Consider the following 26924-nt stretch of genomic DNA (forward strand, 5'->3'; position numbering starts at 1 on the left):
GCATGGATGACGTTAGGGCACAGCGGTACCGGGCCGCTCAGCGAGCGGGCCAACATCGGAGATCGCACGATCGGTGCCCGTTTGTGTTGTGACGCAACACAAACGGGCGACAACCTAGACCGGGAAGAGGCTGTGCTTGCGTGGGTTGTGCTTCTTGACCGAACCCTTTTCGCGCAGCAGGCGCAGCGCCTTGCGGATCTCCAGACGGGTCTGGGACGGCTCGATGACGGCGTCGATATAGCCGCGCTCGGCCGCGGTCCACGGGGTGGCCACGGTGGCGTTGTAGAAGTCGATCATCTGTTGACGCACGGTGGCGCGCTGGTCGGCCGGGGTCGCCTCGAGTTGGCGGCGGCCGATGATGCCCACCATGCTCTCCGCACCCATCACCGCGATCTGTGCGGTCGGCCAGGCCAGCGCGAGGTCGGCGCCGAGCGGCTTGCAGCCCATCACCGCGTAGCCGCCGCCATAGGCCTTGCGCGTCACGATCGACACGATCGGCACGGTGGCCTCGATCACCGAGCGGAAGAACCTGCCACCGCGCTTGATCACGCCGTTGCGTTCCTCTTCGAGGCCGGGCAGCACGCCTGGGGTGTCGACGACGAAGATGATCGGCAGGCCGAAGGCGTCGCACAGGCGGATGAAATACGCCGCCTTATCCGAGCACAGCCCGTCCAGCGCTCCGCCGAGCACCTGCGGCTGATTGGCGACCACACCGACGCTGCGGCCGTCGACCCTGGCGAACCCGGTGATCAGATTCGGGGCGGTGCCCGCGCTGATCTCGTGGAAGTCGCCGTCGTCGAAGATGCGCAGCAGCACCTCGTGCATGTCGTAGCCGGAGCGGGCCGAATCCGGAATGATCGAGTTCAGTTCCAGATCGTGGCTGGTCAGCTCCGGCTCCAGGCCCGGATTCACCACCGGAGCCTGCTCGAGGCAGCTCGACGGCAGGTAGCTCAGGTAGGTGCGGACCCAGTCGAAGGCGGCCTGCTCATCGGCGGCGACGTGATGCACCGTGCCATTGGCCTGCAGGGCGGCAGCGCCGCCGAGATCATCGGCGCTGACCACCTCGCCGGTGACACCCTTGATCACCTCCGGACCGGTGACGAACATATAGGACTTCTCGGTCGCGACCAGCACATCCATATTGACCGGGCCGTACACCGAACCGGCCGCGCATTTGCCGAGCATGACCGCGACCATCGGCACGAAACCGGACAGGTCCTCTTGGCGGCGGCACATCAGCGCGTACCAGGCCAGCGAGGTCACCGCCTCTTGGATGCGGGCGCCGCCGGAGTCGTTGATCGAGATCACCGGGCAGGCGTTTTCCTGCGCGAACTCCATTGCGGCGGCGACCTTTCGGCCGAACATCTCGCCGACCGAACCGCCGTGCACGGTCTGATCGTGGGCAATGACGACGACCGGCCTGCCGTCGATATAGCCGCGGCCGGTGACCACGCCGTCGCCGTACATGCCGTCGGCGCTGCCGGGCTGGCGCATCAGCGCGCCCATCTCCACGAAGGAGCCTCTGTCGAGCAGCATCCGCACGCGCTCGCGCGCGCTGGGTATGCCCTTCTTCTTGCGCTTCGCGATGCCGGTTTCGCCTGCGGGCTCCTCGGCGAGCTCGAGGACGTCGCGGAGTTCCTCCAGCTTTTCTCGCGTACCGGTCATAGGGGGTCAGCCATCCTTCGAACTCGTCGCCAGTTGCACCGCCCGGGTTCACCGAACTGAGGCAAGGCGGTCGATGCTATCGGGCAGATGACCCGTAGCACAGGGATCCACTTTAGTCATGGGACAGCTCACACGTTCGGTCGGCGTGCTCTGGTTTGAACCACCAGTGTCTGGGTACCGCGGGCTGTCATGCCGATGCCGTCGCTGGCGGGCCGCCGGGCGTTACAGCGGCGGTCGCGCGGGCGCCACCCGTGCGCCAGCGGGCCGGCGGCGCACGGATCCCGCTGTCGTAATCTGATCATCCGGATGACCGGAATATTGCAACCGAGAATCCGTCCGCTGCTTGTGATTTCGCCCAAGGCCGTCGGTGCGAAGTGATGACTTTCCTAATTACCGGGCCGGATATGCGATTTCGGTTCGAACTTGGCTAGCCTTTCATAGTCATGATGGGCAAACAGACCGGTTCGGGCACCAAGACCTTGGAAGCAAAACTGGTCGAGCATTTGACTTTTCAGGCTCGGCGCGCACGACGCGAAGATCTCGGTACTATCACGCGCACCTGTTTGGTGGAGGCCGCGCGGATGCTGGAGGCGCGGTTGGTTCCGGTGACGGCACAGCCTGCGGCGATTACCGGGTCGGCAGCGCGCTGGGCGCGCGAGGGGATAGCCCTGGAAACCGTGCTCGACGCGTATCACGATGGTGTCCGCATCGGTTTGGAATTCCTCACCGAGCAGGCCGCGGGCGAAGACGCCGATGCTGTGGCGGCCGCGGCCGGGCTGATCGTCCGGGTGCTGGAAACGGTGACGACGGCAACGCTGACGGCCTATCTCGATGAACACCGCCAAGTGGCGCGGGAGCAGCAGACCGCGGCGCAGACGCTGGTATCGGCGCTGCTCAGCGGGCACGGCGTCGCGCACTTGGCGCGCCGGGCCGGAATCAGTGTGGCGGCGTCGTACCAGGTCGTGGCCCTCGCGATTCCCGCGCATCCGGATGAGCGAAGACCCGGCATAGGCGCGCCGTCCGCGGCGCGCCGGAAGCTGCGCCGGGTCCAGGCGGCGCTGGCGACTCCGCTCGGTTCCCGGGCGCTGTCGCTGCTGTCCGATGAGGGCGGGACGGTCCTGGTTCCGATCGACGAGATCTCGGCCATGACCCCGCTCGCACTCACCCCCGAGGTGCTCGAGCTGATCGGCGAGGCCGCCGAGGTTCCGCTGACCGCGGTGGTGACGTCCGGCGATACCGGCCGGATTCCCGAACTGGCCGGGCTGGCCCAGGAGCTGCTCGCCCGCCTGCAGGCCGATGGCCGACCGCCGGGGCTCTACCGGCTGGCCGATCTGCCCGATTGTGACGGGCTCCAGCAGGCTCGCCGCCCGGTCGTCACCTCACCCAATGATCACCGAATCACCCGTTCGGCCTGACCGAACGCCCTTAATCTGCGGTTCCGGGGTGTGAACGAAGGAGTACGTGTGCCGACCACGCTGACCGATCTGGACATTCTGTGCGAACTCGAGCCTGTCGCCGAGCGCCATCTCGAAGAGCACCTGCGCAAGGCCAAGGCATGGAACCCGCACGATTATGTGCCTTGGGACGATGGCCGGAATTTCGCGGCCATGGGCGGTATCGACTGGGAGCCAGGACAATCCGAGCTGTCCGAGGTCGCCCGTACCGCGATGGTCACCAACTTGCTCACCGAGGACAATCTGCCCTCCTATCACCGGGAGATCTCGGAGTCGTTCTCGCTGGACGGGGTCTGGGGCACCTGGGTGGGGCGCTGGACCGCGGAGGAGAATCGTCATGCGATTGTCATGCGCGATTATCTGGTGGTCACTCGCGCGGTCGACCCGGTGATCCTGGAGCAGGCCAGAATGGCGCATATGACGACGGGTATCGCGAAACCTGTGAAGGGACCGCAGTTCCTGCGATCTGTCGCATATGTGACGCTACAGGAACTGGCGACGAGGATTAGTCACAGAAATACCGGTGCGGCCTGTAATGAGCCCATCGCCGAGCGTATGCTGCAACGGATTGCCGCCGACGAGAACCTGCACATGATCTTCTACCGAAACCTCAGTGCCGCCGCCCTCGACCTCACACCGAACCAGACCCTGCGCGCGATCACCGACATCGTCACCCGGTTCCAGATGCCCGGACTCACTCAGCCGAACTTTCGGCGTAATGCCGTGGTACTGGCCAAGCACGGTATCTACGATCTGCGCCAGCATCTCGACGGTGTGCTGCGCCCGGTGCTGCGCGCCTGGAATGTCTTCGAGCGCAACGACCTATCCGGCGACGGCGAACGCGCCCGCGACGAGATCGCCGCGTACCTCGACGAGTTGGCACTCAGGGCAACGCGTTTCGAGGAGCAGCGCGATCGTGCCGCGGCCAGACAGGCAGAGCGAGCCGCCGTCGCGCCATGAGTCTTCGAGCACCGATCACCGCGGCGGCGATGGCCCTCATCGCCGTGGTGGGTGCTGTGCCCGCGCTCGCGGATCCACCCGCCGGACCGCCGCCCGTGGATCCGGCCATGACACGGACCGGCACCATCAATATCGAGACCGTCGGACCGCGACACGAACGCTTTTCGATCGCCTCGGCCGCCATGCGCCGGGTCATTACTGTGGATGTGTTGCGCGGCAGCGGTTCCGGGCCGCATCCGCTGTTGTATCTGCTGGACGGTGTCGACGGCGAGCAGATCTCGGGGTGGCTGAGCAAGGGGCGGGCGGCGGAGTACTTCGCTGATAAGCCCGTCGATGTGGTCCTGACCAGCGGCGGCACCGGAAGCATGTACAGCGACTGGATGCGTCGCGACGCCACCCTCGGACTCAATCGGTGGGAGACGTTTCTGACCTCGGAGTTGCCGCCGATCGTCGAGTCGTATCTGAGAACCGATGGGCGGCGGGCGATCGCGGGCGTATCGATGGGCGCGCAGGCGGCCATGATGCTGGCCCAGCGGTATCCGGGCCGGTACCGTGCGGTCGCGGGGATGAGCGGATGTTATTCCACCGCGGACGAACTCGGCCGCGCCGTGACCACCATCACGGTCGCCTCGCGCGGCGGCAATGTCGAAAACCTCTGGGGCCCACCCGGTTCGCCGGAGTGGGGTGCGCATGACAGTGTGCTCGGGGCGGCCGACCTGCGGGGTACGTCGATCTATCTGTCCGCGGCGACCGGCCTGCCGACCGACGCCGATCTCGTCGCCGTATCGCATGCGCCGAACCTCGTCGAAGCCCTGCAGATGGCAGGCGGGGGACTGGCACTCGAGGCCGGTGCGCGCCTGTGCACCGAACGCTTCGCCGCCCGACTCGCCGAGCTGAAGATTCCGGCCACCGTCGACTACGCCCCGGCGGGCATGCACACCTGGCCCGATTTCGAGGCGCAACTGCCGCGTGCCTGGCGCGTCCTCGCCCCGGCGCTCGGGTTGCCCGAACCGCACTGATCCGCGCGACACCCCTGTTCCGGTGGGCTTGCCCCGGCATAGCGCGTCGGTAGTGTTGGGGCAAATCGACGGAGGGGATCCGATGCTGGAAGCCGTGCACCTGGTGCGCCGATTCGGGGACAAGGTGGCGGTGGACGATGTGTCCTTCCCAGTGCTTCCCGGGGCGCTGACCGGATTCGTCGGTGCCAATGGGGCGGGCAAGACCACGACGATGCGAATGATCATGGGTGTGCTCGCCATCCACGGCGGCGAGGTGCGGTGGCGCGGGCGGCCGGTGACGATCGCGGATCGGCGTTCGTTCGGATACATGCCGGAGGAGCGGGGCCTGTATCCGAAGCAGCCGGTGCTCGATCAACTCGTCTACCTGGCCCGGCTGCGTGGGCTTTCGACCGCCGCTGCCAAACAGCATGCGGCCGAACTGTTGGCGCGGTTCGCACTGGGGGACCGGGGTAAGGACAAGTTGGAGTCGCTGTCGCTCGGTAACCAGCAGCGCGTGCAGATCGCGGCGGCGGTGATCGCGGAGCCGGAAGTGCTGATTCTCGACGAACCGTTCTCCGGACTGGATCCGGTCGCCGTCGATTCGATGGCGGAGCTGCTGCGGGAGTATGCCGGACAGGGCGTGCCGGTGCTGTTCTCCTCGCATCAGCTCGATCTGGTGGAGCGATTGTGCGATCAGTTGGTGATTCTGGCGGCCGGTCGGGTGGTCGGGCAGGGGGCCGTCGATGAGTTGCGCGGTGCCGGTGGTTCGCGATATCGGTTGGTATTCGGTGGGGATACGGGTTGGCTCGACGGGTTTACCGGGGTGCGTGTGCTCGAGACCAATGGTGCGGGTGTGCTGCTGGAGCTGGTCGGCGCGACGACCGATGAGTTGCTCACCGAGGCGTTGGCGCGTGGTTCGGTGCGGGAATTGGCCGAAGTGCGGCCGTCGGTGTCGGAGATCTATCGGGAGGTGACGGCATGAGCGTCCCCGAATCCGCGCCGCGCGGGGTGTGGCGGATCGTCACCGAGCGTGAGGTCATGGTGAAACTGCGCGACCGGAGCTTCCTCATCTCCACCGTCATCACGATTGTGGCGATCGTGGCGTCGCTGGCCATCACCGGTTACGTCAGCAGTCGCACCGACAAGGTCGATGTGGCGATCACCGGTACCGGTGCCGAGCAGATCGTCGCGACCGCGAACGGCCTCGTCGAAAGTGCCGATAAGAGGGTCACTTTCACCGCGCGCCCGCAGGCCGATGTGGCCGCCGTCGAACGGCAGGTGCGTGACGACGCGGTGGATGTGGGGCTGGTGCCCGCGGCGGGTGGCGGCTGGCGGTTGGTCGGCAAGGCCGGAAAGGACGATAACGCTGCCACCTATGTGACGGCCGCGGTGCGCCAGATCACGGTGCAGCGCAACGCCGCCGCCGCGGGCACCTCGATGGAGGCGCTGAGCCAGGGCGGTGCGGTGGCCTACGATCTGCTCGAACCATCCGCGGTGGATCCCGGCCTGGCGCGGGCCGTCTCCTTCGTCTTCGCCTTCCTGTTCTATATGGCCTCGTTCCTGTTCGGCATGTCCATCGCCCAGAGTGTGGTGGAGGAGAAGCAGAACCGGATCGTGGAAATTCTCGCCAGCGCGATTCCCCTGCGGCAGTTGCTGATCGGCAAGGTGATCGGCAATACGCTCATGGCCTTCGGGCAGCTCGCGCTCTTCGTCAGCGCCGGACTGATCGGTTTGGCCTTTACCGGCAAGGGCGATCAGGTCAGCGAAATCGCCGGTGCCGCAGGCTGGTTCATTGTGTTCTTCGTCGTCGGCTTCCTCGCGCTGGCCAGCCTGTGGGCCGTCGCCGGGTCGCTGGCGACGCGTGCCGAGGACATCCAATCCACCGCGACGCCGCTGTCACTGCTGATCGTGGGGGTGCTGTTCGCCGGAATCTTCCTCTCCGGGACGGCGCGTGTGGTGGCGTCCTACGTGCCCGTGGTCTCCATAGTCGCCATGCCCGGCCGACTGGCCGAGGGCACGGCCTCGTGGTGGGAGCCGCTGATCGCCTTGGCGCTGATGGCGGCCGCCACCTACGGCATCGTCGTCATCGCGGAGAAGATCTACCGCCGTTCGCTGATGCAAACCCAAGGGCGCCTGACGATTCGGCAGGCGCTACAGGTGCAGGACTGAGGATTCACAGCACTGTCCACCCGGTGCGACCGACACCGCCGCGCGCCCGGCCTCGCTATCGGCGCAGCCGCACTCGGTTATCAAATGTCGTCATCACGGCATCTTCCCGCTGAACTTCTTTCAGCGAATCGGGCCCGAACCATCATTAGATCTACGGTTCTAGATTTATTCATGTGACCAGTTCGTTTAATGCACTTGACCAGTTCTGATAAGGCGCTTGACCAGTTTTTGCCGTTTTCCCGGAAGAATGGGTTTTCCGCTTTTCTTGTTCACTTCGCGCACATCCAGCGTCCCCAGAACATTTGGAATCACGGCTACTGGCGGTCCTTACTATTGCCCGACCCTGGCGGTGCTGCCAGGGTCTGTTCAAATCCTTCAGGAGGATTCGTGATTCGCAAGCGCATTGCGGCCGCATTCGTTGCGGCGGCGGCTTTGATCGGTATGGCGACGTCTACCGTCGTCAGCTCGTCGCCCGCGCAGGCGGCAACGGCTGTGCCGGTGTTCGACCACATCGTGCTGGTGATGTTCGAGAACCATTCCTACTCGCAGATCAACGGTAGTTCCAGCGCCCCCTACTTCAACAGCCTGGCGGGTCAGGGTGCGAAGTTCACCCAGTCCTTCGCGGTCACTCACCCGAGTGAGCCCAACTACCTGGCGATGTTCTCCGGGTCGACCCAGGGCATCACCGACGACAGCTGCCCGCACACCTTCAGCGGCAACAACATCGCCAACCAGCTGATCACCGCGGGCAAGTCCTACAAGAGCTACTCCGAGGCCATGCCCTCGGACGGCTACACCGGCTGCTCGAGCGGCACCTACCGGCGCAAGCACAACGCCGCCCCGTTCTTCAGCAACGTTCCGGCGACCAGCAACGTGCGGTTCAGCCAGTTCCCGACGAACTACACGACCCTGCCGACGGTCTCGTATGTGGCGCCCGACATGTGCAACGACATGCACGACTGTTCGATCAGCACGGGTGACACCTGGCTGAAGAACAAGATGGACGGCTACGCGCAGTGGGCCAAGACCCACAACAGCCTGCTCATCGTCACCTTCGACGAGGACAACGGCGGTTCGTCCAACCACATCTTCACCACGTTCGTCGGCGCGCACACCCAGGTCGGCAGCTTCTCCAACCAGATCAACCACTACAACGTTCTGAGCACCATCGAGAGCGCCTACGGGTTGTCCCACCTGAACTCGGCCGCCGAGATCACCAACGTGTGGAACTGACCATTCGCAGATATCCGCGAGTGATCGGTAGCTGGTAATCACCCCGCTCGCGGACATGCCGACGGCCTGTCCGCGAGCGGCTCGCGCAACTCACGAAGGTGGCACACCTGTGTATCTGTCCACAATCGACCATCCGCACACCGGGGACGGCGCCGCGAAACCGTCCCGCCGGAACGCGTTCTTCCTGCTCAGCGGCAATGTGTTCGCGCTCGGCGCGGTCAGCCTGGTCACCGACATCTCCTCGGAAATGATGACCGCGGTTCTTCCGGTGTACCTGGTCGTCGGGCTGCACCTGAGCCCCGCCGTCTACGGCGTCGTCGACGGCACGTACACCGGGGCGACAGCGCTGCTGCGGCTGGTGGGCGGATACATCGCCGACTTGACGCGCCGCCGCAAGTTCATCGCGGGGCTGGGCTACGGGTTGTCGGCGGTGGCGAAACTCGGGATGCTGGCCGTGGGCAGCGCCGTCGGCGCGATCGGCGCGGTGATCACGATCGACCGTACCGGCAAGGGCCTGCGCACGGCGCCACGTGACGCTTTGATCACCCTGTCCACCCCACCGCAGCTGTACGGCCGCGCGTTCGGCGTGCACCGGACGATGGACACCATCGGGGCGTTCGCCGGGCCGCTGGTCGCGCTCGGCATCCTCGCCGCCACCGCGCAGGCCTACGACGCGGTCTTCGTGGTCAGCTTCTGCATCGCCGCGTTCGGCGTACTGGTCCTGGTGCTGTTCGTTCGGGATCACCGCGACGCGCAGCCACCGAAGGGCACGGTGTCACCCTCTGCGCTGGGCGGCCTGATCCGGACGGCGCCGGTTCGGCGGCTGGTGCTGGCCGCGTGTCTGGCCGGAATGGTGACGATCGGCGACGGCTTCGTCTATCTCCTGTTGCAACACCGGGAGCATCTCAGCGTCAGCTGGTTCCCGCTGCTGGCCGTCGGCACGAACCTGTCCTATCTGCTGCTGGCCACGCCGCTGGGCCTGCTCGCCGACAAGATCGGCCGATTGAAGGTCGTGCTCGGCGGCTACGCCGCGCTGGTGCTGGTGTATCTACTGTTGTTCGGGCCATTCGGTGGGACTGCGCTAGTGCTGGTGGTGCTCGCTCTCTACGGCCTGTTCTACGCGGCCACCGACGGCGTGCTGATGGCCCTGGCCGGGCCGGTCCTGCCGGAATCCTTGCGTACCACGGGAATCGCGCTGATCCAGACCGGACAGGCATTGTCCTATCTGGTGTCCTCGGTGTTGTTCGGGCTGGCCTGGACGGTGTGGGGACCGGCGAGCGCGAGCCGGATCGCCGCGATTCTGGTCGCGGTGGCTGTGCTCGTCCTCGGCCTGCTGCTGCGCGGCGTCCCGGCCACCGACACCGGCGGCTCCGATCCGAGCGACCTCGCCGAGACCACCGAGGGGCAGGCATGACTCGGCGGGTGCTACTGGCACTGCTCGGGGCGGTGCTGCTGACCGCGGTCGCGGTCGGCTACGGCGTGTTCACGATGACCCGCGTGCAACCCGCGGTGTCGGTGACCGACGGGCTGAGTCTCACGGCCGGGCCGGGGATCCTGTTCCGTAGCACCGCACCGGACAGCAGGGGTCACCTGGCGATGGTGGCCACCGAAGATCCGGGCGGGCCACGCTCGGTATCCGCGCTCAACTGCCTACGGGTCGACGCGGCGGGTGGCACCGGCATCTGCCTACGGCAGGACGGCGCGCTCCCCACCTTCCAGGCCACCATCCTGGACCGCAAACTCGCTGTGAAGAAGGAGATCCCGCTGGTCGGCGTGCCGAACCGCACCCGGGTATCCGGGGACGGGCGGCTGGTGGCCTGGACGGTGTTCGTGGCGGGCGACTCGTACAACAACGGGCGGTTCTCCACCCGCGCCGGGCTGATCGACCTCGAGACCGAGGACATGATCGACTCACTGGAATTCCTCCCGGTGACCCTGGACGGCCGTCCCTATACCGCAGCCGACCTCAACTTCTGGGGTATCACCTTCGCCGCCGACGACAACACCTTCTACGCCACGATGTCCACCGACGGACGCCGGTACCTCGTGGCAGGTGATATCGCGGCGAAAAGCATCCGCACCATCGCGCAGAACGTGGAATGTCCATCGCTGTCCCCGGACGGCAGACGTATCGCCTTCAAGTCGGCGATCGACGCGGACCCCGCGAAGGGCTGGCGGCTGTCGGTACTGGATCTGGCGTCGGGCGTGCGGACCTCGCTGGCCGAAACCCGCAGCGTGGACGACCAGTCGGCCTGGCTGGACCCGAACACCATCGGTTACGCCATTGCCCGGGACACCGACGATTCGGACATCTGGGCGGTCCCGGCGGACGGCTCGGGCAGTCCGCGGCTGCTGATCCCGCACGCCGAATCCCCGGCGGCACTGCGTTGACGGGAGCAATGGCGTGCTACTCGACTCCAAATTATCTTGCCGAATTTCTTTTTCGGAAATCCTGACAGGCTCGACTCGTCGCAGAGAAGAAAACAATTCCTGATGCAATCATTGGACAGTAACGAACCCGACCGCAACGATCCCGATGCGACCGAACTCATCGGCACGCCTGATACCGATATCGCCGACCCCGATGCGACCCAGTTGGTCCGCATTCCTGACGGCGCGACCACTGCTGACGACGAAACAATACTCATCCGGACGCCTGATCATGCTGTCGCCGGTCCTGGCGACCAACGCGGTGCGGACAATTTCGGCGACGGTGAACAAGACGACCGGCTCGCATCATCGGACTCGGGGCGATGGCATCGCTACGCCGGGTATTTCCGCTCGCGCCTGTCGAATCTCGTGCCCCGCGATGATCGCCAGCACATGCTCGCCGCCGCGGCTATCGCCGCGCTGATCACACTCGCTATCGGGGGCGTGGTCACAGCGGATTCGAGGCGAACCGACCGCGTGGGCAATGTCCTTGCGGCGTCAGAGGTCCCAGAGACGTCGAGCGCGGAAGATACGACCGGGCGGGTCGGGGCGATTCAGGCCAGCGACGTTGTCAGCACCTTGGAGACCCCGGATGATGTGCCTGTTCCGAGTGACGCCACAGCAGCGGACACCGTCAGCAGCGGGGCGGATACAACGACGGACACGACGACCAGCGAGTCGACGGCCGCAACCGACACGACCACCAGCGAGCCGACCACGGTGACCACCGATACCCCGACCACAGCACCCAGTCTGTCCGTCAGCGCGAGTGCGAGTTTCTCGATCGAGGCCACCCCGCAACCGCTCGTGAGTGCGACTGCTCAGCCCGGTGTGAGCCTCAACCAGGATCCGGTCACCACCACGACCCTCGTTGGCCCGTCCAGCACCACCATCCTCCCGACGAGCCCCGTGCCGACCGAGACAACGACGCCGGTGGGCACAACAACGGCTGGCACGACGGCGACACCGCCGACCGGCACGACGATCACGACCTCCATCGGTACAACGACAGCATCGGCCAGCACTACGGCCACGACGCCGGCCAGCGCCACGACAACGACGTCGGCCAGCAGGCCCACAACCACGTCCGCCCAACGCACTCCGGCGACGACCACAACCACCACGACGACCGAGCGGAAGCCAGCGCCGTCACCGTCCAAGCCGACCATCGCGCATCCACCGACCACGAGTTCGCCGCACACAACGGCGCCGACCACGCCCAAGCCGACCAACGCACCGAAACCGACGAACTCGCCCAAGGCGCCGAAGCCGTCCGCTACGCCTCTGCCCGTCCCGGGCAAGTAGTGGCGATATGACAAGTTCGTACCCGCGCGGTCGGGGTGTGATGACAGCGCGTTGGGCGCTGCTGGTGCCGGTGGTAGCGGTAGTCCTCGCGGGCTGTGGCAGCGCATCGGATGGAACTCCCGATCCTGTGCCGCCCAGTACCGGTGGGTCGGTGCCCGCGATTCGGCTCGACGCGGTCGATCACCCGCTCGACCAGCTTCGTGACTGGGCTCGACCCCGGGCCGAAAGATACGGAATCCCGGTGCGCGCGCTACAGGCCTACGGATACGCGACGGTGGCCATGGCGAAGGCGCAACCGGGGTGCCATCTCGGGTGGGTCACCCTGGCCGGGATCGCCCGTGTGGAAAGCGATCACGCCCGATTCGGCGGAGCCACCATCGCGGCCGACGGTTTGGTGCGGCCACCGATCCGCGGAATCGCTCTGAACGGCACCGGCGGCAATGCCCTGATCGTCGACCCCATCGCCACGGCTCGAGCCGGGCACACGGTGTACGCCCGGGCGATGGGGCCGTTTCAGTTCATCCCCGACACCTGGAAGCGCTGGGGTGTGCGCGCAAGCACCGACTACGACACCCTCGCCAAGACCCTGGAGAGCGGCAAACCAGCTGCCACCAGCAATCTTTCGGGCAGCGCCGACAATATCGACGATGCGGCGCTTGCCGCGGGCCGCTACCTGTGCGCGGCGGGTGGTGATCTGGCCACCGCCCGCGGGTGGCGGCAAGCCATCCTGGCCTACAACCACTCCACTGTCTACGTCAACCAAGTGCGCAGCGCCGCAATGGGATACGGGAGCGCTGCCTGACAAAGCGCTAGGCTGATGCCCGCGGATCTTCTTGCGACTGTGGGCAGGAGTCTTATGCCGCCGAAATCCTCCGGTCAGCGTCGTCCGAGGCAGGAACGCGCCAAGGTGACCAGGGAACACGTCTTGGATGCCGCGGCGCGCCTGTTCGGAGAACGCGGGATCGTGGACACCTCGATGAACCGGATCGCGGTTGAGGCTGGCGTGAGCATCGGGACCGTGTATCGCTATTTCGCGGATCGTAGCGCCTTGGTCGAAGAGCTGCTGGGACGGCTGCAGGAAAACATCGAACAGCGCTTCACCCAGCGGGTTTTCGCGATCGCTGACAAATCCATCGCGGAGCTGGCGGTTGCTGTTCTGGAGACGATCGCCGACGAACTGGTGGTCAACGCCGAGCTGGTGCGGGCGCTGGCGGCCGGGGTGCGGTTGCCCGACAGCGGTATCCCCGAACTCGAACGACGTCTGCGTCTACTGGTCAAGGTGCTGGTGATCCAGGTGCTCGGTCCCGGCGATGATCACCGGTACGACGTCATACCATCGTCTTGGTCAATACCGGATTTGCGGCCGTAGTGCGGGCCGTGACGCTGGAGGTCGACGACCAGAAGCGCGAGGAGCTATTCGCTATCACGGCGCGAGGGATCGAGGCATGGATCGAGGCCGAACTGAGGTCGCGGAGTGTACTACCGGCTTTGGATCAGTCGCAGAGGTGCCGCGCGGGTGAAGGTGGTCCACTCGGCCCGTCTCGCATGTTCGTCAACGCTGTCCTCTGGATGGGCAGCTCGTATCACAGAACTGGCGTAGGCCGGAGTCTGTAACAGCCCCGGGAACAAACTCGGGTTGGGTGAGTCGCGTCCAAGGACGGCGCTAACTCGGGAGCGGAGTCGTTATCGTGCACACGGTGTCGCGGAGGAGCTTTGGCGCGGTATCGAGCGGAATGTCGTACCAGAGATCGAGTTCCAGACGGTTGCCCGCTCCGATGGTGACATCGGTCGGTTGGCGCTTGATCGCCATGGCGTCGTTGTTGACCGGGTGGGCAGCGTCCGCCGCGTCGGACAGCTGGTAGTCCGTTGTTCGCGTGGTGTGAAATGTGTTGTCGGTGTTGGTGATCGCCACTCGGATGCGGACGAATTGGCCCTTCGGCAGCCATTCGGCGTGAGTGCCGAAGAGGTAGCCGTGCCCGGCGTCGACGACAAGGGCTTCGACAGTCAGTTTGGCGCAATCCGTTGGTGTGCGGACGTATTCGGTGGGAGTGACCGGCGGCGGGATCGGGGCCGGCGCCGGGTCGGAGGCGCAGGCCGCGAGAAGGAACAAAAGCGGAAGGAACCAGCGCACTGTCTCAGGCTAGTGCTCGTCCGGCCCGGGTGATTTGTGACAGCGAAAAGTGGCATCACCCAACGGCGTGTCGCCGTACGGTCCGGGCTGTTCTTCACGCTCGGGACGCTGTTCGCATTGCCGCAGCCGATCAATACGTTCGCGTATTACGTCGGTTTTGGGATTCGGTACAGGTCGAGGTGACGAAGAGTTCGCGCGTCGGTGTCGGGCGGCGGCGATCCGGGGGAAGGACGGATAGTCGGCTCTGGTCGCGAGGTCTGGCTGAGCGATGTGCGTGCGGGGGAGACCGTCACGGCCCGAACAAAACTCATCAATATTCATGCCAAGCCATGGGTGTATCGGAACTCCTCCGAGGCGTTGAGCGATCTGCGCTGGCTGATCGGCTTCGTTGTTGTCGGAATTCCGTCCCTGATCCTCGATTTCAGTGTCTATGTGATCTGGACGCAACGTATCTGCTCAAAGGCTTGGTCACGGATTATGTTCGGGGGCCGGAGATTTCGAGTTCGCGGATACCGGGGTGCGTGGCCGGGTTCGTGGCCGTGAGTTCGAGACGCACATAACGGGCCGAGACCGGGCTGGGCAGGGTTCCCGTCGCCGGATCCACGGTGACCGGAGTCCAGGCGTGCTCGTCCGGGGAGACCGTGAAAGTGGTTGTTGTTGTGGCCGGTTCGGTCCAGTGCGGAACGATTCGATCGATGCGGGTATCTTTCCCGAGGTCGATGATGAGCGCACCCTGCGGTCCGTCGGGTGCCCAGCCGGTGGCGGTGCTGCCGTCGACTGCGGCGGCCGCGTATTTGCCCGGTTCGTCGGAGGTGGTCATGACCGGCTTACAGCGGGCGAGATTGCCGGTCGGGGTCAGGTCCGGGCGCCGGGTGGTGAAGGTGGCGTCGTCGGTGAGCAGGCGGGTTTCGGACTCTGTTCGGACCTGCATCGGTTGACCGTGGGTCAGCGTCAATGTGGTCTCGTCGGGTCCGATCGTGGCATCGAAAGTCCGCCCCTGCCAGTGGATTCCACGGATCGTCAGGCCCGCGCTCAGCTCGGGCGGAAGGGTGGGGGCGATACGGATGTCATCGGTGTCGAAGCGCAGCCCGAGGAGTCCATTGGTGAAGGTCTGCAGGAATCCGCCCGCGGCGGTGACGAAGGTGAACGCCGGTGCGCCCGCCAGCGGGTCCTTGGCCCCGACCTTCTCGCCGCGCGCCTCGGCGAACTGTCCGAAGGGTGTGCGCACGAACGGACGTGCGGCGCGTTCGAGGAAGGTGTCGGCCGCGCAACCGGGTAGGCCGATCTTCGCAGCGTCGATTGCGTGCACCGAATCGGTCATGGCCGGGCCGTCGGGATCTGTTCGCTGCGAATAATAATCGAGTACATGGGCTGCGACATCCGGCGGCATCGGCCAGTCCAGGGGATAGATCAACAGGGCGGTGTCGGCCTGTTTGATGGGAGTGCCGCTGTACCCGTCGAATTGGACGAAGATCCGTTGCGCGCTGTCGAACGGCATGCGTAGGCGGTCGGCGATCGTGGTCCATTCGGGCGGGTGCCGCTCGCCCAGAATCTCGGCGGCCCGTGCGGCATTGCGCAGGGCGAGTGCGGCGACCGCATTGGTGTAGACCGCGTCGTTCACGCCGTTGCTGTATTCATCGGGGCCCGCGACATTGCGGATGGAGTAGCTGCCGTCGTCATTGCGGGTGACCCGCGAAGCCCAGAATGCGGCGACCTCGCGCATGATCGGCCAGCCGCGGGTGCGCAGGTAGGTGGTATCGCCGGTAGCGGTGTAGTACTGCCAGGCCGCGAGGGATATATCGCCCTGTAAATGGATCTGGGTCAGGCAGTGTGGGGGATCCCAGCTGTGGCATTCGTCGAGATCACCGCGACTCGCGCTGGTCCACGGGTAGAACGCGCCGCGATAGCCGAGCCGCTGTGCGTTCGTCCGCGCGGCGGGCAGGGTCCGATAGCGGTACTCCACAATGGCTCTCGCCAAGTCCGGCGAAAATTGCAGTAGAACCGGGAACATCCAGATGTCGGCGTCCCAGAACACCGCGCCCGCATAGTTGTCGCTGCTGAGCCCAACGGGTGAAATACTGTTGTCCTGGCGGGAATTCGTGCTCGAGTACAGCGAGTAGAGCGCGCCGCGCGCCCAGGTCTGCACCTCCGGCTGACCGGGCACCTCGATATCACCGCGCCACCGCTCCCGCCACGCCGCGGACGTACTCGCGAGCAGTTCCGCCCACCCGGACCGAACGGCTCGCTGCGCCGCCTCGTACGCCGAAGCGGCTGGGTCGTCCGCGGTGTGGCTGGTGTCGACGCCGATGAACTTCGTCACCTGGTACGTGTCGCCGTCCCGCACCGGAAATCGAACGTCTTGGCGCGCGCTCAGGTCGCGCGGTGGGGGTGTCTGCTCGATCGCCGATGACTGGATGCCCTGTCCGGGCCGCAGCACCGAGAAGATATCGCCGCTGATATCGGTCCCATCGGTGCGGAAGCCGACCCGGATGGCGTCGTCATCGCGGCCACCGGCATCGGTCCGGCCGACCCGCCGAGCTCCCGCACCATCGATCAGGTCGGAGACCACCAGCTCGCCCGACCAGCGCGGAACCATCGTGAGATGGACCGCGCCGACGTGCTGATCGGTCCGATCGGTGAGCACCTCGTAGACCAGATCGGTGGCCTTACCGTCCGGCGCGGTCCAAGTCAGGCGGGTGCGGACGAGTCCACAGCGCAGCAGCAGTGTCTGTTCGAAGTTGGTGATCTCGGTCGCGGGAGTGGCGGGCGAATAGGTCTGATCGCCGACGCCGACCAGCAGTCCGGACCAGTTCGGAATGGCCGCGGCGACCTCGCGGTTATCGGCGACACCGGGTGTGCGCGCATAGAGGCCGGCGACGAAAGCGCCGTCGTACGCGGGCGTGTACAACGGCCACCCGGTCGTTTCATCGGTCGCGGCATAGCCCATACCGCGCGGCGGAACGCGCAAGCCGAGATAGCCGTTTCCGACGAAGGGGTGTGCGTCGATCGGCGCGTCCACCTGCGTATTCGACAGCGCCCATGGCGGAGACGATGCGACGGGATCACCTGGGCACACAAAGCTGGACGCCTGTTCGGTATGGCGCACCGCGACGATCACCGCCGTTGCCACCACGGCGAGAATGGCGACGAGCGCGATGCCCACCAACGCGGTGGTGCGACGGCCTGCTCGTTGGAAAAACTGGACGATCCCCGACATTCGCGCCTCCACGGCGTGCGCCGCATTCGTGTCGAGCCGCGATACGCGCCTACTACCGCGGGACCGACCACCGGATTACGCAGTTGCGGGACTCATTCTCGCATCCAGGGTGTGGTGTCCGGCTCACCGCACGGCGGAATGCGCCGGGGCGGGGCGTGTTGACACAGATATGACTTCGGGATTCGGTGCGGTGCGGTTTTCGATTCTGGATCGCTCGCGCGTTCGGCGCGGACAAAGCCATCCGGAGGCGCTGCGGGAGACCGTCGAATTCGCGCGGCTGGCCGAGGAGTGGGGCTATCACCGATTCTGGGTGTCCGAACATCACAGTGTGCCCGGGGTCGCGGGTTCGGCCCCGACGGTACTGGCGGCGGCGGCCGCGGCGGCGACATCCCGGATCAGGATCGGGACCGGCGGGGTAATGCTGCCGAACCATCAGCCGCTGGTGGTCGCCGAGCAATTCGGGGTCTTGGAATCGCTGTATCCGGGGCGGATCGATATGGGACTCGGACGCTCGGTCGGCTTCACCGATGGGGTACGGCGTGCGCTCGGGCACGACAAGACCGATGCCGATGATTTCGACCGGCAGCTCACCGATGTGCTCGAGTACTTCGCGCGCGGTCGGTCGGGTGTGCACGCGTGGCCCGCGGAGGGGCTGTATGTGCCCGCATTCCTGCTGGCCACCGGATCGGGTGCGGAGCGTGCGGCACGGTTCGGGCTGCCGCTGGTGATCGCCTCGATCGCCGGGGTGGACCGCATGGTCGAGGCGATCGAGCGGTATCGAGCGGAATTCCGCCCGACGCCGTGGGGCGCGCAACCGTATGTCGTCGTCTCCGGGGCGGTGGTGGTCGCCGATACGACCGAGCAAGCCCATCGGCTATTGCTGCCCGAGGCGTGGTCGGCCGCGTATGCGCGCACGCATGGCGAATTCCCGGTTCTCATCCCGCCCGCGGAAATCGAGTCCATAGCGATGACCGAGCGGCAGCGCCGGATCTTCGACGATGCGCTGCGCGACCACATCCACGGCACCGAGGACGAGGTCGCCGACGCGTTGGCGGCGTTGGTATCGCGCACGGGTGCGGACGAGATCCTGGTGCACACCAGCACCTACGACCGGGCCGCGCGGCTGGACTCCCATCGCCGACTCGCGCGGCTCACCGGCCTGCTCGACACCGCTCAATACGTCAGGGGGAAGCGGACTTCCGCGGCGGCATAGCCGAAAAGCCTACGGCCGTGCGATCTTGCGTCCAACGCGATCGTGGCCTTGCGTCGGTACGGGTCGAGTGAGCTCACCCGGCCACGGAATTCGATAGCACTGGCCTGCAGCGGCGGAATGTGCAAGTAGTGCGTGTAATGAGCGAACTGGGCACGGAAGCGGGTGACGGCGGCGGGATCGCCGAGCCAGCCGCTGAGGAATCCGGCGGTCAAGCCGAGTTTGAGCATGCCGGGCGCGACTACCGTCGGCAGTCCTGTCGCGGCGGCGACTTGCTCGCTGAACAGCACCGGATTGCTGTCGCCGGTCACCCCGGCGTAGTTGACCAGATCGCCCCGGGACAGGTGGATCACGCGAGCCGGCAGCTCGGTACCGACCGACAAGGATTCGAAATCTACTGTGGTGCACGGTATTCGAGGCATTGTCGGTGCCGATATCCCGTCACCCTCGCCCGCGACGACGACGCCCGACGTGCGCGGCGGCCCGCCGAGGGAATGCATGGCGATCTTGCCGACCCGTTCCGCGAAGCCGGTGCCAGCGGGGCCGGTGCGCGCGAGCAGGGCCGTCGACCCGGTCTGCACCACCTCGCCGCGCTGATCGATCAAGACGCTCTTCACCGCGAGCACGTCGTAATCGGCGAATTGCCGGAATGATTCGAAATAGACATCGCAGGTCAGTCGATCGCCCGCGATCAGCGGCCTGCCGATGTCGAGCACTTGGTCGGCGTGCAGAATCCGGGTCGCGTCGTAGCCGGTGATGAGCGTGTCCACTATTTCGCGATGGACCCGCAGCAGGATTATCGAGGCGAATGTCGCCGGTGCGATGAGTCCACCGAATCCGAGCTGTGCGGCCGCATCCTCGTTCCAATGGGCGGGGTGAAAATCCTGTATCGCACGGGCGAATTCGCGAATCTTTTCCCGCCCGACCTCATAACAGGTGGCGGACCGATATCGGTGGTCCAGTAGTGCGCGAGCCTGGGCCGCGGGATCGGCAACGGCATCGACGACGTTGTCATTCATATTCGCTCCTGTTTTGCGGTAGTGCGGGCTACGGTGTCGGTCCGAAGTTCCAGGCGAGCGGCGGCACTTGTTCCGGAGTAACCCTGGCGACCACGGCTACGCCCGCATCGCCGAAAAGCGCTGCGGCCCGGTCGATGTGGTCGGCCGAGGTCACCACGACGGCGTCGCGCATGCCGATATCGTGCATGATCCGGGCCGAGCATTCGGCGTTCTGCGCGGTCGAATCGGCCTCGGGCTCGAGGTAGACCCGCGCGGCCGGAATGCCGTGGCCGATGAGCCAATTCGCCATCGCCCGCGCCTCGGTGATGCCATTGCGCGGATTGCCGCCGGTCACGATGATCGGTGACAGCGGGGCGAGCAGCGCCTGCACATATCCGGCGTGCAGCCGACTGATCAGCTCCGGCCGCATGGTGCCGTCGGGCAGCAGCCCGTAGCCGAGTACGACGATCGCGGTCGCTGGACCACGGAAGCCGAGTGCCGGTGCGCGACCGGCGGATTCGCCGGGCGGCAGTCCGAACAGTGCGCCTTGCGGCCGCGCGGCCGAGCCTGTGCTGTCCGCGCTGGCGGGTGGACTGTGCAGCAGCGTCGCCGCCAACGCGGCCGCGCCGAGCAGTGCACCAGCCGTGATCCGTGCGATGCCGCGGCCGAGGCGGACGGTCGATTCGATCCGGTCGAACATGGCAGCTCCAGTTATTAGCCATCGGGTGGCCGCCGACGGCGGGAAAACGTGAAACCATGGTCGTCCTGTTCGGCCCGAATCCCTTGTGATCAGTTGGTGATCTGGAGAATTCACCGAACATGATCGTTCGAATTGTGCCTTTGCCGCGCGGTCGAAAATCTGCGGCTGTGTCGTATCCCTAACGGGGACAAAGCCGTTTGGTGAGGTGTCCAGTTACCTCGCCGACCCATCGGTTTCGCCGCTGCACCGCTTTAGCGTTCGGCCCAGTTTCAGCCCCGTCGACTCGCCACTTCTGGGCGCACCGTCCTCGGTGCTGTCACTCGAACGCTGACGTTCTGCAGGAAGGCAAATCATGAAACGAAGTAGATGCGGCCGGTCGGTCAGCGCCGCGGTAATGATGGGCGTCTCGGTGCTCGCCATGAGCATGACCGGCGTCGCGGCCAATGCGAATCCGGATCCGGTGCCGACCGAGCAGGCGCTGGCCGACTACATCGCCGCGGGCCGCAGGGCCGCGCCGGTCGCCGGCTCGGGCAGCGCGGGCAGTTCCGGATCGGCGTGCACCTCCGGATCCGGCGCCGGATCGGGCAACGGCTCCGGTGACTGTTACGGCGGATCCGGCAGCAGTTCCGGATCCTCGGGTGGATATGCCAGTGACACAAAGGGTTACGGCCCGCCGATGACATCGTGGCTGGCCGCATTCGGCTACGGCCTGCTGAATCCGGATGTCGCGCCGCCGGGCACCAATGACTGGAACTGCAAGCCGACCGCCGAACATCCACGCCCGGTGATCGCACTGCACGGCACCTGGATGAACGCCTACAACGGATTCGCCTATATGGGCCAGCCGATGAAGGACGCGGGCTTCTGCGTCTTCACCTTCAACTACGGTCGCTCGAATCTATTGGAGGGCGGCGGCCTCGGTTCGGTGCTGCCCGGTGTGATGGGCACCGGTTATATCCAGGATTCGGCCGAACAGGTCGCCGCCTTCGTCGACCGGGTACTGGCCGCGACCGGTGCGTCCGAGGTGGATATCGTCGCGCATTCCCAGGGCGGCTCGATGGCCAACTGGTACACCAAGTTCGAGGGTGGCGCGGCCAAGGTGAAGAATCTGGTCACCTTCGGCGCCACCCACCACGGCACCAGCCTCGACGGCATCGGCGCGCTGGGCCGGGCCATCAATAACTTCGGCATCGACATCCTCGGCTTCATCGAGATCTTCGTCGGTCACGCCGGCATCCAGCAGACCATCGGCTCGGATTTCGTGAACCAGCTCAATGCGAACGGCGATACCATCCCCGGGGTCGACTACACGGTCGTCGGCACCCGCTATGACGAGGTCACCAATCCGTATGATCTGACCTTCCTGAAGGCCGGACCCGGTGTCACCGTCCACAACATCACCCTGCAGGACGGTTGCGAACAGGATCTCTCCGACCACCTGACCATCATGTACTCACCGCGCGCCCTGTCGATCGCCCTGCACGCGCTGGACCCGGTCGGGCATCCGAATCTGGAGTGCGCCTTCAATCCGTGGCTGCTCGGCGGTGGTGGCTCACTGTGATAACCGGCTGAACGTGCACCGCGCCGAACAGGACGAAACCCTGACTCCCCGAGCCTGTTCGGCGGGTGCGCCGACCGCCATGCGACCCGTACCGGTGCAGCGGACTCCTACCCCGCCTCCGCTTCCCGGTCCGTGACGGCGCGTGGCGGTATGCCCACCGAGTCGATTCCGCACTATCGGCTCGGTGGGCATTCTCGTGTCCGGACCGCTCAGCGGTAGACGAGGTCCTTATAGGTTTGGAGAATCCCGCGGATCGATGGCGTCACGAGCAATTCTCCATCCAACGGCGTCCACTCGTACCCGGCGTGTGCGCTGAGCAGAATTGGTTCGGTGGATGCCACGTCCACGGCGAAATGCAGGCGCCGGACCGGTTTTCCGGCCGGAGACAGGTAGTCGAAGTCGCCGATGTGGTGGGCGATGCCGGTAACGGTCAAACCGGTCTCCTCGCGGACCCCGCGAATCAACGCCGCGGCAACCGACTCTCCCGGTTCCACGGTGGCGCCCGGCAGCTTGCGGGTAAGCGGGATCGGCCCCGTGCTGAGGGCTTCCAATAGCAGTACTTCCCCGCCCCGGTCGATGATCGCACCGACTCGTAGCCCGAAGCCGTCACGTTCGCCGCGCGGAAGCGCCTCATCGAATATCGAAACCGACATCGGTGGACTCACCAACCTTTGTTCGGGCGGATGCGCCGCATCAACGTAGAGCAACCCCATCAATGTTATCGTGACATGACTGCCATATGACAGCCGGTACCAGAAGCGCTCTCGTGCAGTAGATATCGCTCGATATCGGCAGCCGTCCAGTCCCGGCCCTGCCGAACTTCGATCTCGGCTGGCCGAGGGGAGTTCGACCCCGGCCATGGGGGCCGCACCGAGCGCAGCAGCGGCAATTCATCGATACGGACCGGAGCGCCGATCGGCACGAGGATGGAGTATCTCGGTGTCGGCGTGGCGCGGTGCCGACGTTGATTCGCTCGATATGCGGGCAGACCTTGGCGTGAAACGTTGCGCGCAAACACGATACGCCCAGGGCGAAGGTTCCGGCATCGTCCCGCACCCGAGATCGAACCCGGATCACGCTGGCCCTGGACCTGCACTCGCGTGCCACCATGAGCGAGGATCCGGCGGCGCGCCGCTGTCCGATTTGCCGCTGTTGTCCGAGGACGACCTACCTGCGAATTCCGGTCCTGGGATGACAAAGTCGCGCGCTGGTAAAGAATTTGTCGGCGGCATGTCGATCTACGACGTTCCCCGTTCGACTCAGGGGTGAGAGGGTCCGAGAGGGACCCGGATACTCGAGGAGACAGAACCATGAAGTACATGCTGATCTGGCGCGCCACCGACGAGGCCTACGCGGGGATGGCGAGTATCGACTTCGACAAGATGCTCGAGACCGTCGGCCGGTACAACGAGGAGATGATCCGGGCGGGCGTGCTGGTCGCCGCCGAGGGCCTCGACGACGCCGCCGACGGCGTGGTCGTCGACTATTCCGCCGAGACGCCCGTGGTCACCGACGGCCCCTACGGCGAGACCAAGGAGCTGTTCGGGGGGTTCTACATTCTCAACGTGGCATCGAAGGAAGAAGCCGTGGAGTGGGCCAAGCGGTCGCCGATCACCGGTGCCGGCTTCAAGACCGAGATCCGCCGGGTCACCACGATCGATGAGTTCCCGCAGGACAACGAGTGGGTGCAAAAGGAGCGGGCGTGGCGGGAAGCGACCGGTCAGCTCTGAGCGGATCGAACGGCGATGGCTGATCACACCGGTCGTGCGGCCGTCGCCGCCATCTGGCGGATCGAGTCGGCGCGGATCGTCGGTGCGCTCGCGCGGTACACCGGCGATTTCGCGCTGGCCGAGGACCTCGCCCAGGAGGCGCTGGCCGAGGCCCTGGTGACCTGGCCACGTGACGGCGCGCCCCGCAACCCGGCGGGGTGGCTGCTCACCGTCGGTCGGCGTCGCGCCATCGACGCCTTCCGTCGGCGCTCCGCCCTCGACGAGCGATATGCCGCCCTGGCCCGTGATCTGGACGAGGGCGGTGTGATCTCCGGGAGCGAACCCACCCGCGCAGCCGATCACATGCTCTGGGATCCGGACCGGATCGATGACGACGTGCTCGCGTTGATGTTCATCTCCTGCCACCCCGTGCTGTCCCGGGAGGCGAGACTCGCGCTCACCCTGCGGGTGGTCGGCGGTCTGACGAGCGATGAGATCGCCAAGGCGTTCCTGGTGCCGACCGCCACCGTGCAGGCCAGGATCACCCGCGCGAAGAAGACCTTGGCGGCGGCCCGGGTGCCCTTCGAGGTGCCGTCGGCCCAAGAGCGGGCCGAGCGCCTCGGCTCGGTGCTCAATGTGATCTATCTGATCTTCACCGAAGGCTCCTCGGCCAGCTCCGGTGACGAGCTGATCCGATTCGAGCTCGCGGGTGAGGCACGGCGCCTGGCGCGGGTGCTGACCCGGCTGGTGCCGAACGAACCCGAGGTCTACGGTCTGCTCGCACTGCTCGAAATGACCGCGGCGCGCTTTCCGGCCCGCACCGGACCCGATGGCGAGCCGGTGCTATTGGAGCAGCAGGATCGCCGCCGCTGGGACCGCGCCGCGATTCGCCGGGGTCGCGCCGCCCTCGCCCGCGCGGAGCAGGTCGGCCGTGGCCTCGCGGCCTACGGTTTGCAGGCGGCGATCGCCGAATGTCATGCCGTCGCGGTCAGCGTCCAGGCGACGGACTGGGAGCGCATTGTGCTCATCTACGAGGCGCTCGGCAGACTGGCTCCGTCGCCGGTGGTAGACCTCAACCGGGCGGTGGCGGTCTCCATGGCCCGGGGACCGTCGGCGGCGCTGCCGATCGTGGACAGCTTGGTGGCGGCCGAGGCGCTGTCGAATTCGCATCTGCTGCCGAGCGTTCGCGGTGAGCTGCTCACCCGCATGGGACGCACCGATGAGGCGCGCGCCGAACTGGAGCGCGCGGCACAGCTGTGCGGCAACGAGCGCGAGCGGGCGGTGTTGCGGCGCAAGCTCGCTGAGCTCGGCTGACGGTGGGCAGTCGCGTCGATGCTTCGGCAGCGTTCGAGTTTCACGCAGGATCTGAAACCATCTCAGTTCACAGTGTTGCGGCGCTCTCTGGGGACGAGCAGCGACAGCAGGGCGATGACCAGCGAGCTTGGAAGTCAACTCCTCTTTCGCGTGCTTTATGTCAAGAGGCGGTGGGGAGAACTGTCGCGAGATGACCGGAAGCAGGGTAGACGCGGACCGAGATGGTGCCAGCCACAGCTGCCGTCTCCTCGTCGACCACCGATCCCGATGAATCTATCCAGCCCCGCGCTGCGCCGATCTCACGATCCGGTAACCGGCGGAGGTTGGTTTTCATCTACCTCGTATGGCCGACTTTCGGTCGCTCGGCTGCGGTTGGTTCGTGTTGCGCCTGCTTGGCCCGTACTCCTTGCTCGACTCGGTCACCGAGATCCTGGTCGATGTTGTGCAGGTATGCGAACGTCCTGGTGAGCACGGGTGGGCTCACTCCGTCGAGCAGGTGCGCGATGATGTTGTTGACCAGTCGTGTCCTGGCGGCGTCGTCGAGAACCGTGCGGACCATGGTGCGAGCCTGTCCCCAGTCGTCGTCGTCCGCGCGCAGCGTGTAGGCGGTTCGCACCATCTCACCGTCGGCATACCAACCCGCGGGCGTTCCCGTCACAGCCGGATCGGCGTGCGGTCCGCCCTTCGAGTTGGGCACATACACCGGATCGCCCGGGTTGTGGTGGCGCATAGCACCGTCTTTCGCCCACGATCGGACCTCCGTGCCGTGTGCCGAATTGACCGGTAGTTCTTTGTAGTTGATTCCTATCCGGTGTCGGTGCGCGTCGGCGTAGGAGAACCAACGCCCGAGCAGCATCTTGTCGGGGCTGGGGCCGGTGCCGGGTACTGCGTTGCTGGGCTCGAACGCCGCTTCTTCGATGTCGGTGAAGTAGTTGGCCGGGTTACGGTTCAAGGTCATCTTGCCGACCTCGATCAGCGGATAATCGCCGTGCGGCCATACCTTGGTGAGATCGAAGGGGTTGTAGCGGTAGGTCTTCGCGTCGTCGAACGGCATGATCTGCATCTTCAGGGTCCAGCTCGGATACTCACCGCCTTCGATCGTTTTCCACAGATCACGCTGGTGGTAGTCCATGTCGATCGAGGTCATATGAGCGGCTTCATCCTGGGTGAGGAACTTGATGCCCTGATCGGTCTTGAAGTGGTACTTGACCCAGAACCGTTCGCCGGCAGCGTTGATCCACATGTAAGTGTGGCTGGAGTACCCGTTCATGTGCCGGAAGGTGGCCGGGATGCCGCGATCTCCCATCAGCCAGATCACCTGGTGCGCCGATTCCGGCGACAGGGTCCAGAAATCCCATTGCATGTCGTTGTCGCGCAGATTGTTGTCGGCGCGGCGCTTCTGTGACCGGATGAAGTCCTGGAACTTCATCGGATCCCGCACGAAAAAGATGGGTGTGTTATTGCCGACCAGGTCGAAATTGCCCTGCTCAGTGTAGAACCGCACAGCGAATCCACGCAGATCCCGCACGGTGTCGGGATATCCCTGTTCGCCGGCGACAGCGGAAAACCGCGCTAGCACTTCGGTCTGCTTGCCGGGCTGGAACACCGCGGCCTTGGTGTAGGCACTGACGTCGTGGGTCACCTCGAATGTGCCGAACGCCCCGCCGCCTTTGGCGTGCGGCTGCCGTTCCGGCAGGCGCTCACGATTGAACGCCGCCATCTTTTCGATCAGATACGCGTCGTTCAGCAGAATCGGGCCATCCGGGCCAACTGTCAGGGAATGGTCATCGCTCGGTGCCGGAATTCCGGCGGCATCGGTTGTGTAGTTCGGCTCAGACATCTTTCTCCTCTTCCACAGACATACACGGCC

24 protein-coding genes are annotated in these 26924 nt (G+C 65.7%); 14 read left to right on the top strand and 10 right to left on the bottom strand.

From position 1 onward, the window contains the following. Positions 1-114: 114 nt before the first annotated feature. Positions 115-1665: an acyl-CoA carboxylase subunit beta gene (locus ACQP2D_RS16405; RefSeq protein ID WP_433684549.1), complete on the bottom strand. Its 1551-nt coding sequence runs from the start codon at positions 1663-1665 to the stop codon at positions 115-117. Positions 1666-2111: 446 nt separating this feature from the next. On the opposite strand from ACQP2D_RS16405, the gene ACQP2D_RS16410 reads away from it, so the two are divergent. From ACQP2D_RS16410 to ACQP2D_RS16445, 8 genes are all read left to right on the top strand, one after another. Next, on the top strand, positions 2112-3080 hold the full coding sequence (locus ACQP2D_RS16410; RefSeq protein WP_433684550.1) for a transcriptional regulator: 969 nt from the start codon (positions 2112-2114) through the stop codon (positions 3078-3080). A gap of 48 nt (positions 3081-3128) precedes the next feature. Continuing rightward, positions 3129-4079, top strand: a complete 951-nt coding sequence (locus tag ACQP2D_RS16415) for an acyl-ACP desaturase (RefSeq protein ID WP_433684551.1) — start codon at positions 3129-3131, stop codon at positions 4077-4079. Beyond that, entirely contained in the window at positions 4076-5098 is a 1023-nt protein-coding gene (locus ACQP2D_RS16420; RefSeq protein WP_433684552.1) for an alpha/beta hydrolase, read from the top strand. Before ACQP2D_RS16415 ends, ACQP2D_RS16420 begins: the two co-directional genes overlap by 4 nt. Before the next feature lie 82 nt (positions 5099-5180). Next, positions 5181-6059, top strand: a complete 879-nt coding sequence (locus ACQP2D_RS16425; RefSeq protein WP_433684553.1) for an ABC transporter ATP-binding protein — start codon at positions 5181-5183, stop codon at positions 6057-6059. Then, positions 6056-7246, top strand: a complete 1191-nt coding sequence (locus ACQP2D_RS16430) for an ABC transporter permease (RefSeq protein ID WP_433684554.1) — start codon at positions 6056-6058, stop codon at positions 7244-7246. Before ACQP2D_RS16425 ends, ACQP2D_RS16430 begins: the two co-directional genes overlap by 4 nt. 387 nt (positions 7247-7633) lie before the next feature. Continuing rightward, positions 7634-8479: an alkaline phosphatase family protein gene (locus ACQP2D_RS16435; protein WP_433684555.1), complete on the top strand. Its 846-nt coding sequence runs from the start codon at positions 7634-7636 to the stop codon at positions 8477-8479. 109 nt (positions 8480-8588) lie between these two features. Beyond that, positions 8589-9893 carry an MFS transporter gene (locus ACQP2D_RS16440; RefSeq protein WP_433684556.1) on the top strand — a complete coding sequence of 435 codons (1305 nt, stop codon included), beginning with the start codon at positions 8589-8591 and terminating at the stop codon, positions 9891-9893. After that, positions 9890-10870 carry a TolB family protein gene (locus ACQP2D_RS16445; RefSeq protein ID WP_433684557.1) on the top strand — a complete coding sequence of 327 codons (981 nt, stop codon included), beginning with the start codon at positions 9890-9892 and terminating at the stop codon, positions 10868-10870. The genes ACQP2D_RS16440 and ACQP2D_RS16445 overlap by 4 nt, the downstream gene beginning before the upstream one ends. Before the next feature lie 593 nt (positions 10871-11463). Here the strand turns inward: ACQP2D_RS16445 and ACQP2D_RS16450 are convergent. Both ACQP2D_RS16450 and ACQP2D_RS16455 read right to left on the bottom strand, forming a co-directional pair. Next, positions 11464-11703, bottom strand: a complete 240-nt coding sequence (locus ACQP2D_RS16450; protein ID WP_433684558.1) for a hypothetical protein — start codon at positions 11701-11703, stop codon at positions 11464-11466. Positions 11704-11730: 27 nt separating this feature from the next. After that, on the bottom strand, positions 11731-12168 hold the full coding sequence (locus ACQP2D_RS16455; protein WP_433684559.1) for a hypothetical protein: 438 nt from the start codon (positions 12166-12168) through the stop codon (positions 11731-11733). 53 nt (positions 12169-12221) lie between these two features. Between ACQP2D_RS16455 and ACQP2D_RS16460 the strand changes: the two genes are divergently transcribed. Further along, complete coding sequence (locus ACQP2D_RS16460; RefSeq protein WP_433684560.1) at positions 12222-13016, top strand: murein transglycosylase; 795 nt, start codon at positions 12222-12224, stop codon at positions 13014-13016. 123 nt (positions 13017-13139) lie between these two features. Beyond that, a complete protein-coding gene (locus tag ACQP2D_RS16465; RefSeq protein ID WP_433684561.1) occupies positions 13140-13583 on the top strand; it encodes a TetR/AcrR family transcriptional regulator in 444 nt (147 codons plus the stop codon). Between the two features lie 110 nt (positions 13584-13693). Here ACQP2D_RS16465 and ACQP2D_RS16470 read toward each other — a convergent pair whose 3' ends face one another. The 3 genes from ACQP2D_RS16470 to ACQP2D_RS16480 form a co-directional block, all read right to left on the bottom strand. Continuing rightward, positions 13694-13843: a Scr1 family TA system antitoxin-like transcriptional regulator gene (locus tag ACQP2D_RS16470; RefSeq protein WP_433684562.1), complete on the bottom strand. Its 150-nt coding sequence runs from the start codon at positions 13841-13843 to the stop codon at positions 13694-13696. Positions 13844-13877: 34 nt separating this feature from the next. Continuing rightward, positions 13878-14345, bottom strand: coding sequence for a hypothetical protein (locus ACQP2D_RS16475; protein WP_433684563.1), 468 nt, complete (start codon positions 14343-14345; stop codon positions 13878-13880). Between the two features lie 475 nt (positions 14346-14820). Next, a complete protein-coding gene (locus ACQP2D_RS16480) occupies positions 14821-17562 on the bottom strand; it encodes a discoidin domain-containing protein (RefSeq protein WP_433684564.1) in 2742 nt (913 codons plus the stop codon). A 169-nt stretch (positions 17563-17731) separates the two neighbouring features. Between ACQP2D_RS16480 and ACQP2D_RS16485 the strand changes: the two genes are divergently transcribed. Then, positions 17732-18775, top strand: coding sequence for an LLM class flavin-dependent oxidoreductase (locus ACQP2D_RS16485; protein ID WP_433684565.1), 1044 nt, complete (start codon positions 17732-17734; stop codon positions 18773-18775). Here ACQP2D_RS16485 and ACQP2D_RS16490 read toward each other — a convergent pair. Together ACQP2D_RS16490 and ACQP2D_RS16495 are read right to left on the bottom strand one after the other, a co-directional pair. After that, positions 18736-19791: a fused (3R)-hydroxyacyl-ACP dehydratase subunits HadA/HadB gene (locus tag ACQP2D_RS16490; RefSeq protein ID WP_433684566.1), complete on the bottom strand. Its 1056-nt coding sequence runs from the start codon at positions 19789-19791 to the stop codon at positions 18736-18738. The two genes, ACQP2D_RS16485 and ACQP2D_RS16490, sit on opposite strands and share 40 nt — an antisense overlap. Before the next feature lie 28 nt (positions 19792-19819). Further along, on the bottom strand, positions 19820-20470 hold the full coding sequence (locus tag ACQP2D_RS16495; RefSeq protein ID WP_433684567.1) for a YdcF family protein: 651 nt from the start codon (positions 20468-20470) through the stop codon (positions 19820-19822). Positions 20471-20822: 352 nt separating this feature from the next. Between ACQP2D_RS16495 and ACQP2D_RS16500 the strand changes: the two genes are divergently transcribed. Beyond that, positions 20823-22031: an esterase/lipase family protein gene (locus tag ACQP2D_RS16500; protein WP_433684568.1), complete on the top strand. Its 1209-nt coding sequence runs from the start codon at positions 20823-20825 to the stop codon at positions 22029-22031. Between the two features lie 209 nt (positions 22032-22240). Here the strand turns inward: ACQP2D_RS16500 and ACQP2D_RS16505 are convergent, their stop codons facing one another. Beyond that, a complete protein-coding gene (locus ACQP2D_RS16505) occupies positions 22241-22744 on the bottom strand; it encodes an NUDIX hydrolase (protein WP_433684569.1) in 504 nt (167 codons plus the stop codon). Between the two features lie 597 nt (positions 22745-23341). On the opposite strand from ACQP2D_RS16505, the gene ACQP2D_RS16510 reads away from it, so the two are divergent. Beyond that, complete coding sequence (locus tag ACQP2D_RS16510) at positions 23342-23761, top strand: YciI family protein (protein WP_433684570.1); 420 nt, start codon at positions 23342-23344, stop codon at positions 23759-23761. A 15-nt stretch (positions 23762-23776) separates the two neighbouring features. After that, entirely contained in the window at positions 23777-25054 is a 1278-nt protein-coding gene (locus tag ACQP2D_RS16515; protein WP_433684571.1) for an RNA polymerase sigma factor, read from the top strand. 334 nt (positions 25055-25388) lie between these two features. Here the strand turns inward: ACQP2D_RS16515 and ACQP2D_RS16520 are convergent, their stop codons facing one another. Further along, a complete protein-coding gene (locus ACQP2D_RS16520; RefSeq protein ID WP_433684572.1) occupies positions 25389-26894 on the bottom strand; it encodes a catalase in 1506 nt (501 codons plus the stop codon). Positions 26895-26924: the final 30 nt, after the last annotated feature.

This window comes from Nocardia sp. CA-119907 (assembly GCF_050955995.1).
Lineage (GTDB): Bacteria > Actinomycetota > Actinomycetes > Mycobacteriales > Mycobacteriaceae > Nocardia.

What these genes read in the sequence shown, in the direction of transcription:
- ACQP2D_RS16445 (WP_433684557.1), top strand. Translation starts at nt 9,890, where the DNA reads ATGACTCGGCGGGTGCTACTGGCACTGCTCGGGGCGGTGCTGCTGACC.
- ACQP2D_RS16500 (WP_433684568.1), top strand. Translation starts at nt 20,823, where the DNA reads ATGAAACGAAGTAGATGCGGCCGGTCGGTCAGCGCCGCGGTAATGATG.
- ACQP2D_RS16420 (WP_433684552.1), top strand. Translation starts at nt 4,076, where the DNA reads ATGAGTCTTCGAGCACCGATCACCGCGGCGGCGATGGCCCTCATCGCC.
- ACQP2D_RS16515 (WP_433684571.1), top strand. Translation starts at nt 23,777, where the DNA reads ATGGCTGATCACACCGGTCGTGCGGCCGTCGCCGCCATCTGGCGGATC.
- ACQP2D_RS16495 (WP_433684567.1), bottom strand. Translation starts at nt 20,470, where the DNA reads ATGTTCGACCGGATCGAATCGACCGTCCGCCTCGGCCGCGGCATCGCA.
- ACQP2D_RS16425 (WP_433684553.1), top strand. Translation starts at nt 5,181, where the DNA reads ATGCTGGAAGCCGTGCACCTGGTGCGCCGATTCGGGGACAAGGTGGCG.
- ACQP2D_RS16480 (WP_433684564.1), bottom strand. Translation starts at nt 17,562, where the DNA reads ATGTCGGGGATCGTCCAGTTTTTCCAACGAGCAGGCCGTCGCACCACC.
- ACQP2D_RS16490 (WP_433684566.1), bottom strand. Translation starts at nt 19,791, where the DNA reads ATGAATGACAACGTCGTCGATGCCGTTGCCGATCCCGCGGCCCAGGCT.
- ACQP2D_RS16505 (WP_433684569.1), bottom strand. Translation starts at nt 22,744, where the DNA reads ATGGGGTTGCTCTACGTTGATGCGGCGCATCCGCCCGAACAAAGGTTG.
- ACQP2D_RS16520 (WP_433684572.1), bottom strand. Translation starts at nt 26,894, where the DNA reads ATGTCTGAGCCGAACTACACAACCGATGCCGCCGGAATTCCGGCACCG.
- ACQP2D_RS16460 (WP_433684560.1), top strand. Translation starts at nt 12,222, where the DNA reads ATGACAAGTTCGTACCCGCGCGGTCGGGGTGTGATGACAGCGCGTTGG.
- ACQP2D_RS16430 (WP_433684554.1), top strand. Translation starts at nt 6,056, where the DNA reads ATGAGCGTCCCCGAATCCGCGCCGCGCGGGGTGTGGCGGATCGTCACC.
- ACQP2D_RS16510 (WP_433684570.1), top strand. Translation starts at nt 23,342, where the DNA reads ATGAAGTACATGCTGATCTGGCGCGCCACCGACGAGGCCTACGCGGGG.
- ACQP2D_RS16410 (WP_433684550.1), top strand. Translation starts at nt 2,112, where the DNA reads ATGGGCAAACAGACCGGTTCGGGCACCAAGACCTTGGAAGCAAAACTG.
- ACQP2D_RS16405 (WP_433684549.1), bottom strand. Translation starts at nt 1,665, where the DNA reads ATGACCGGTACGCGAGAAAAGCTGGAGGAACTCCGCGACGTCCTCGAG.
- ACQP2D_RS16485 (WP_433684565.1), top strand. Translation starts at nt 17,732, where the DNA reads ATGACTTCGGGATTCGGTGCGGTGCGGTTTTCGATTCTGGATCGCTCG.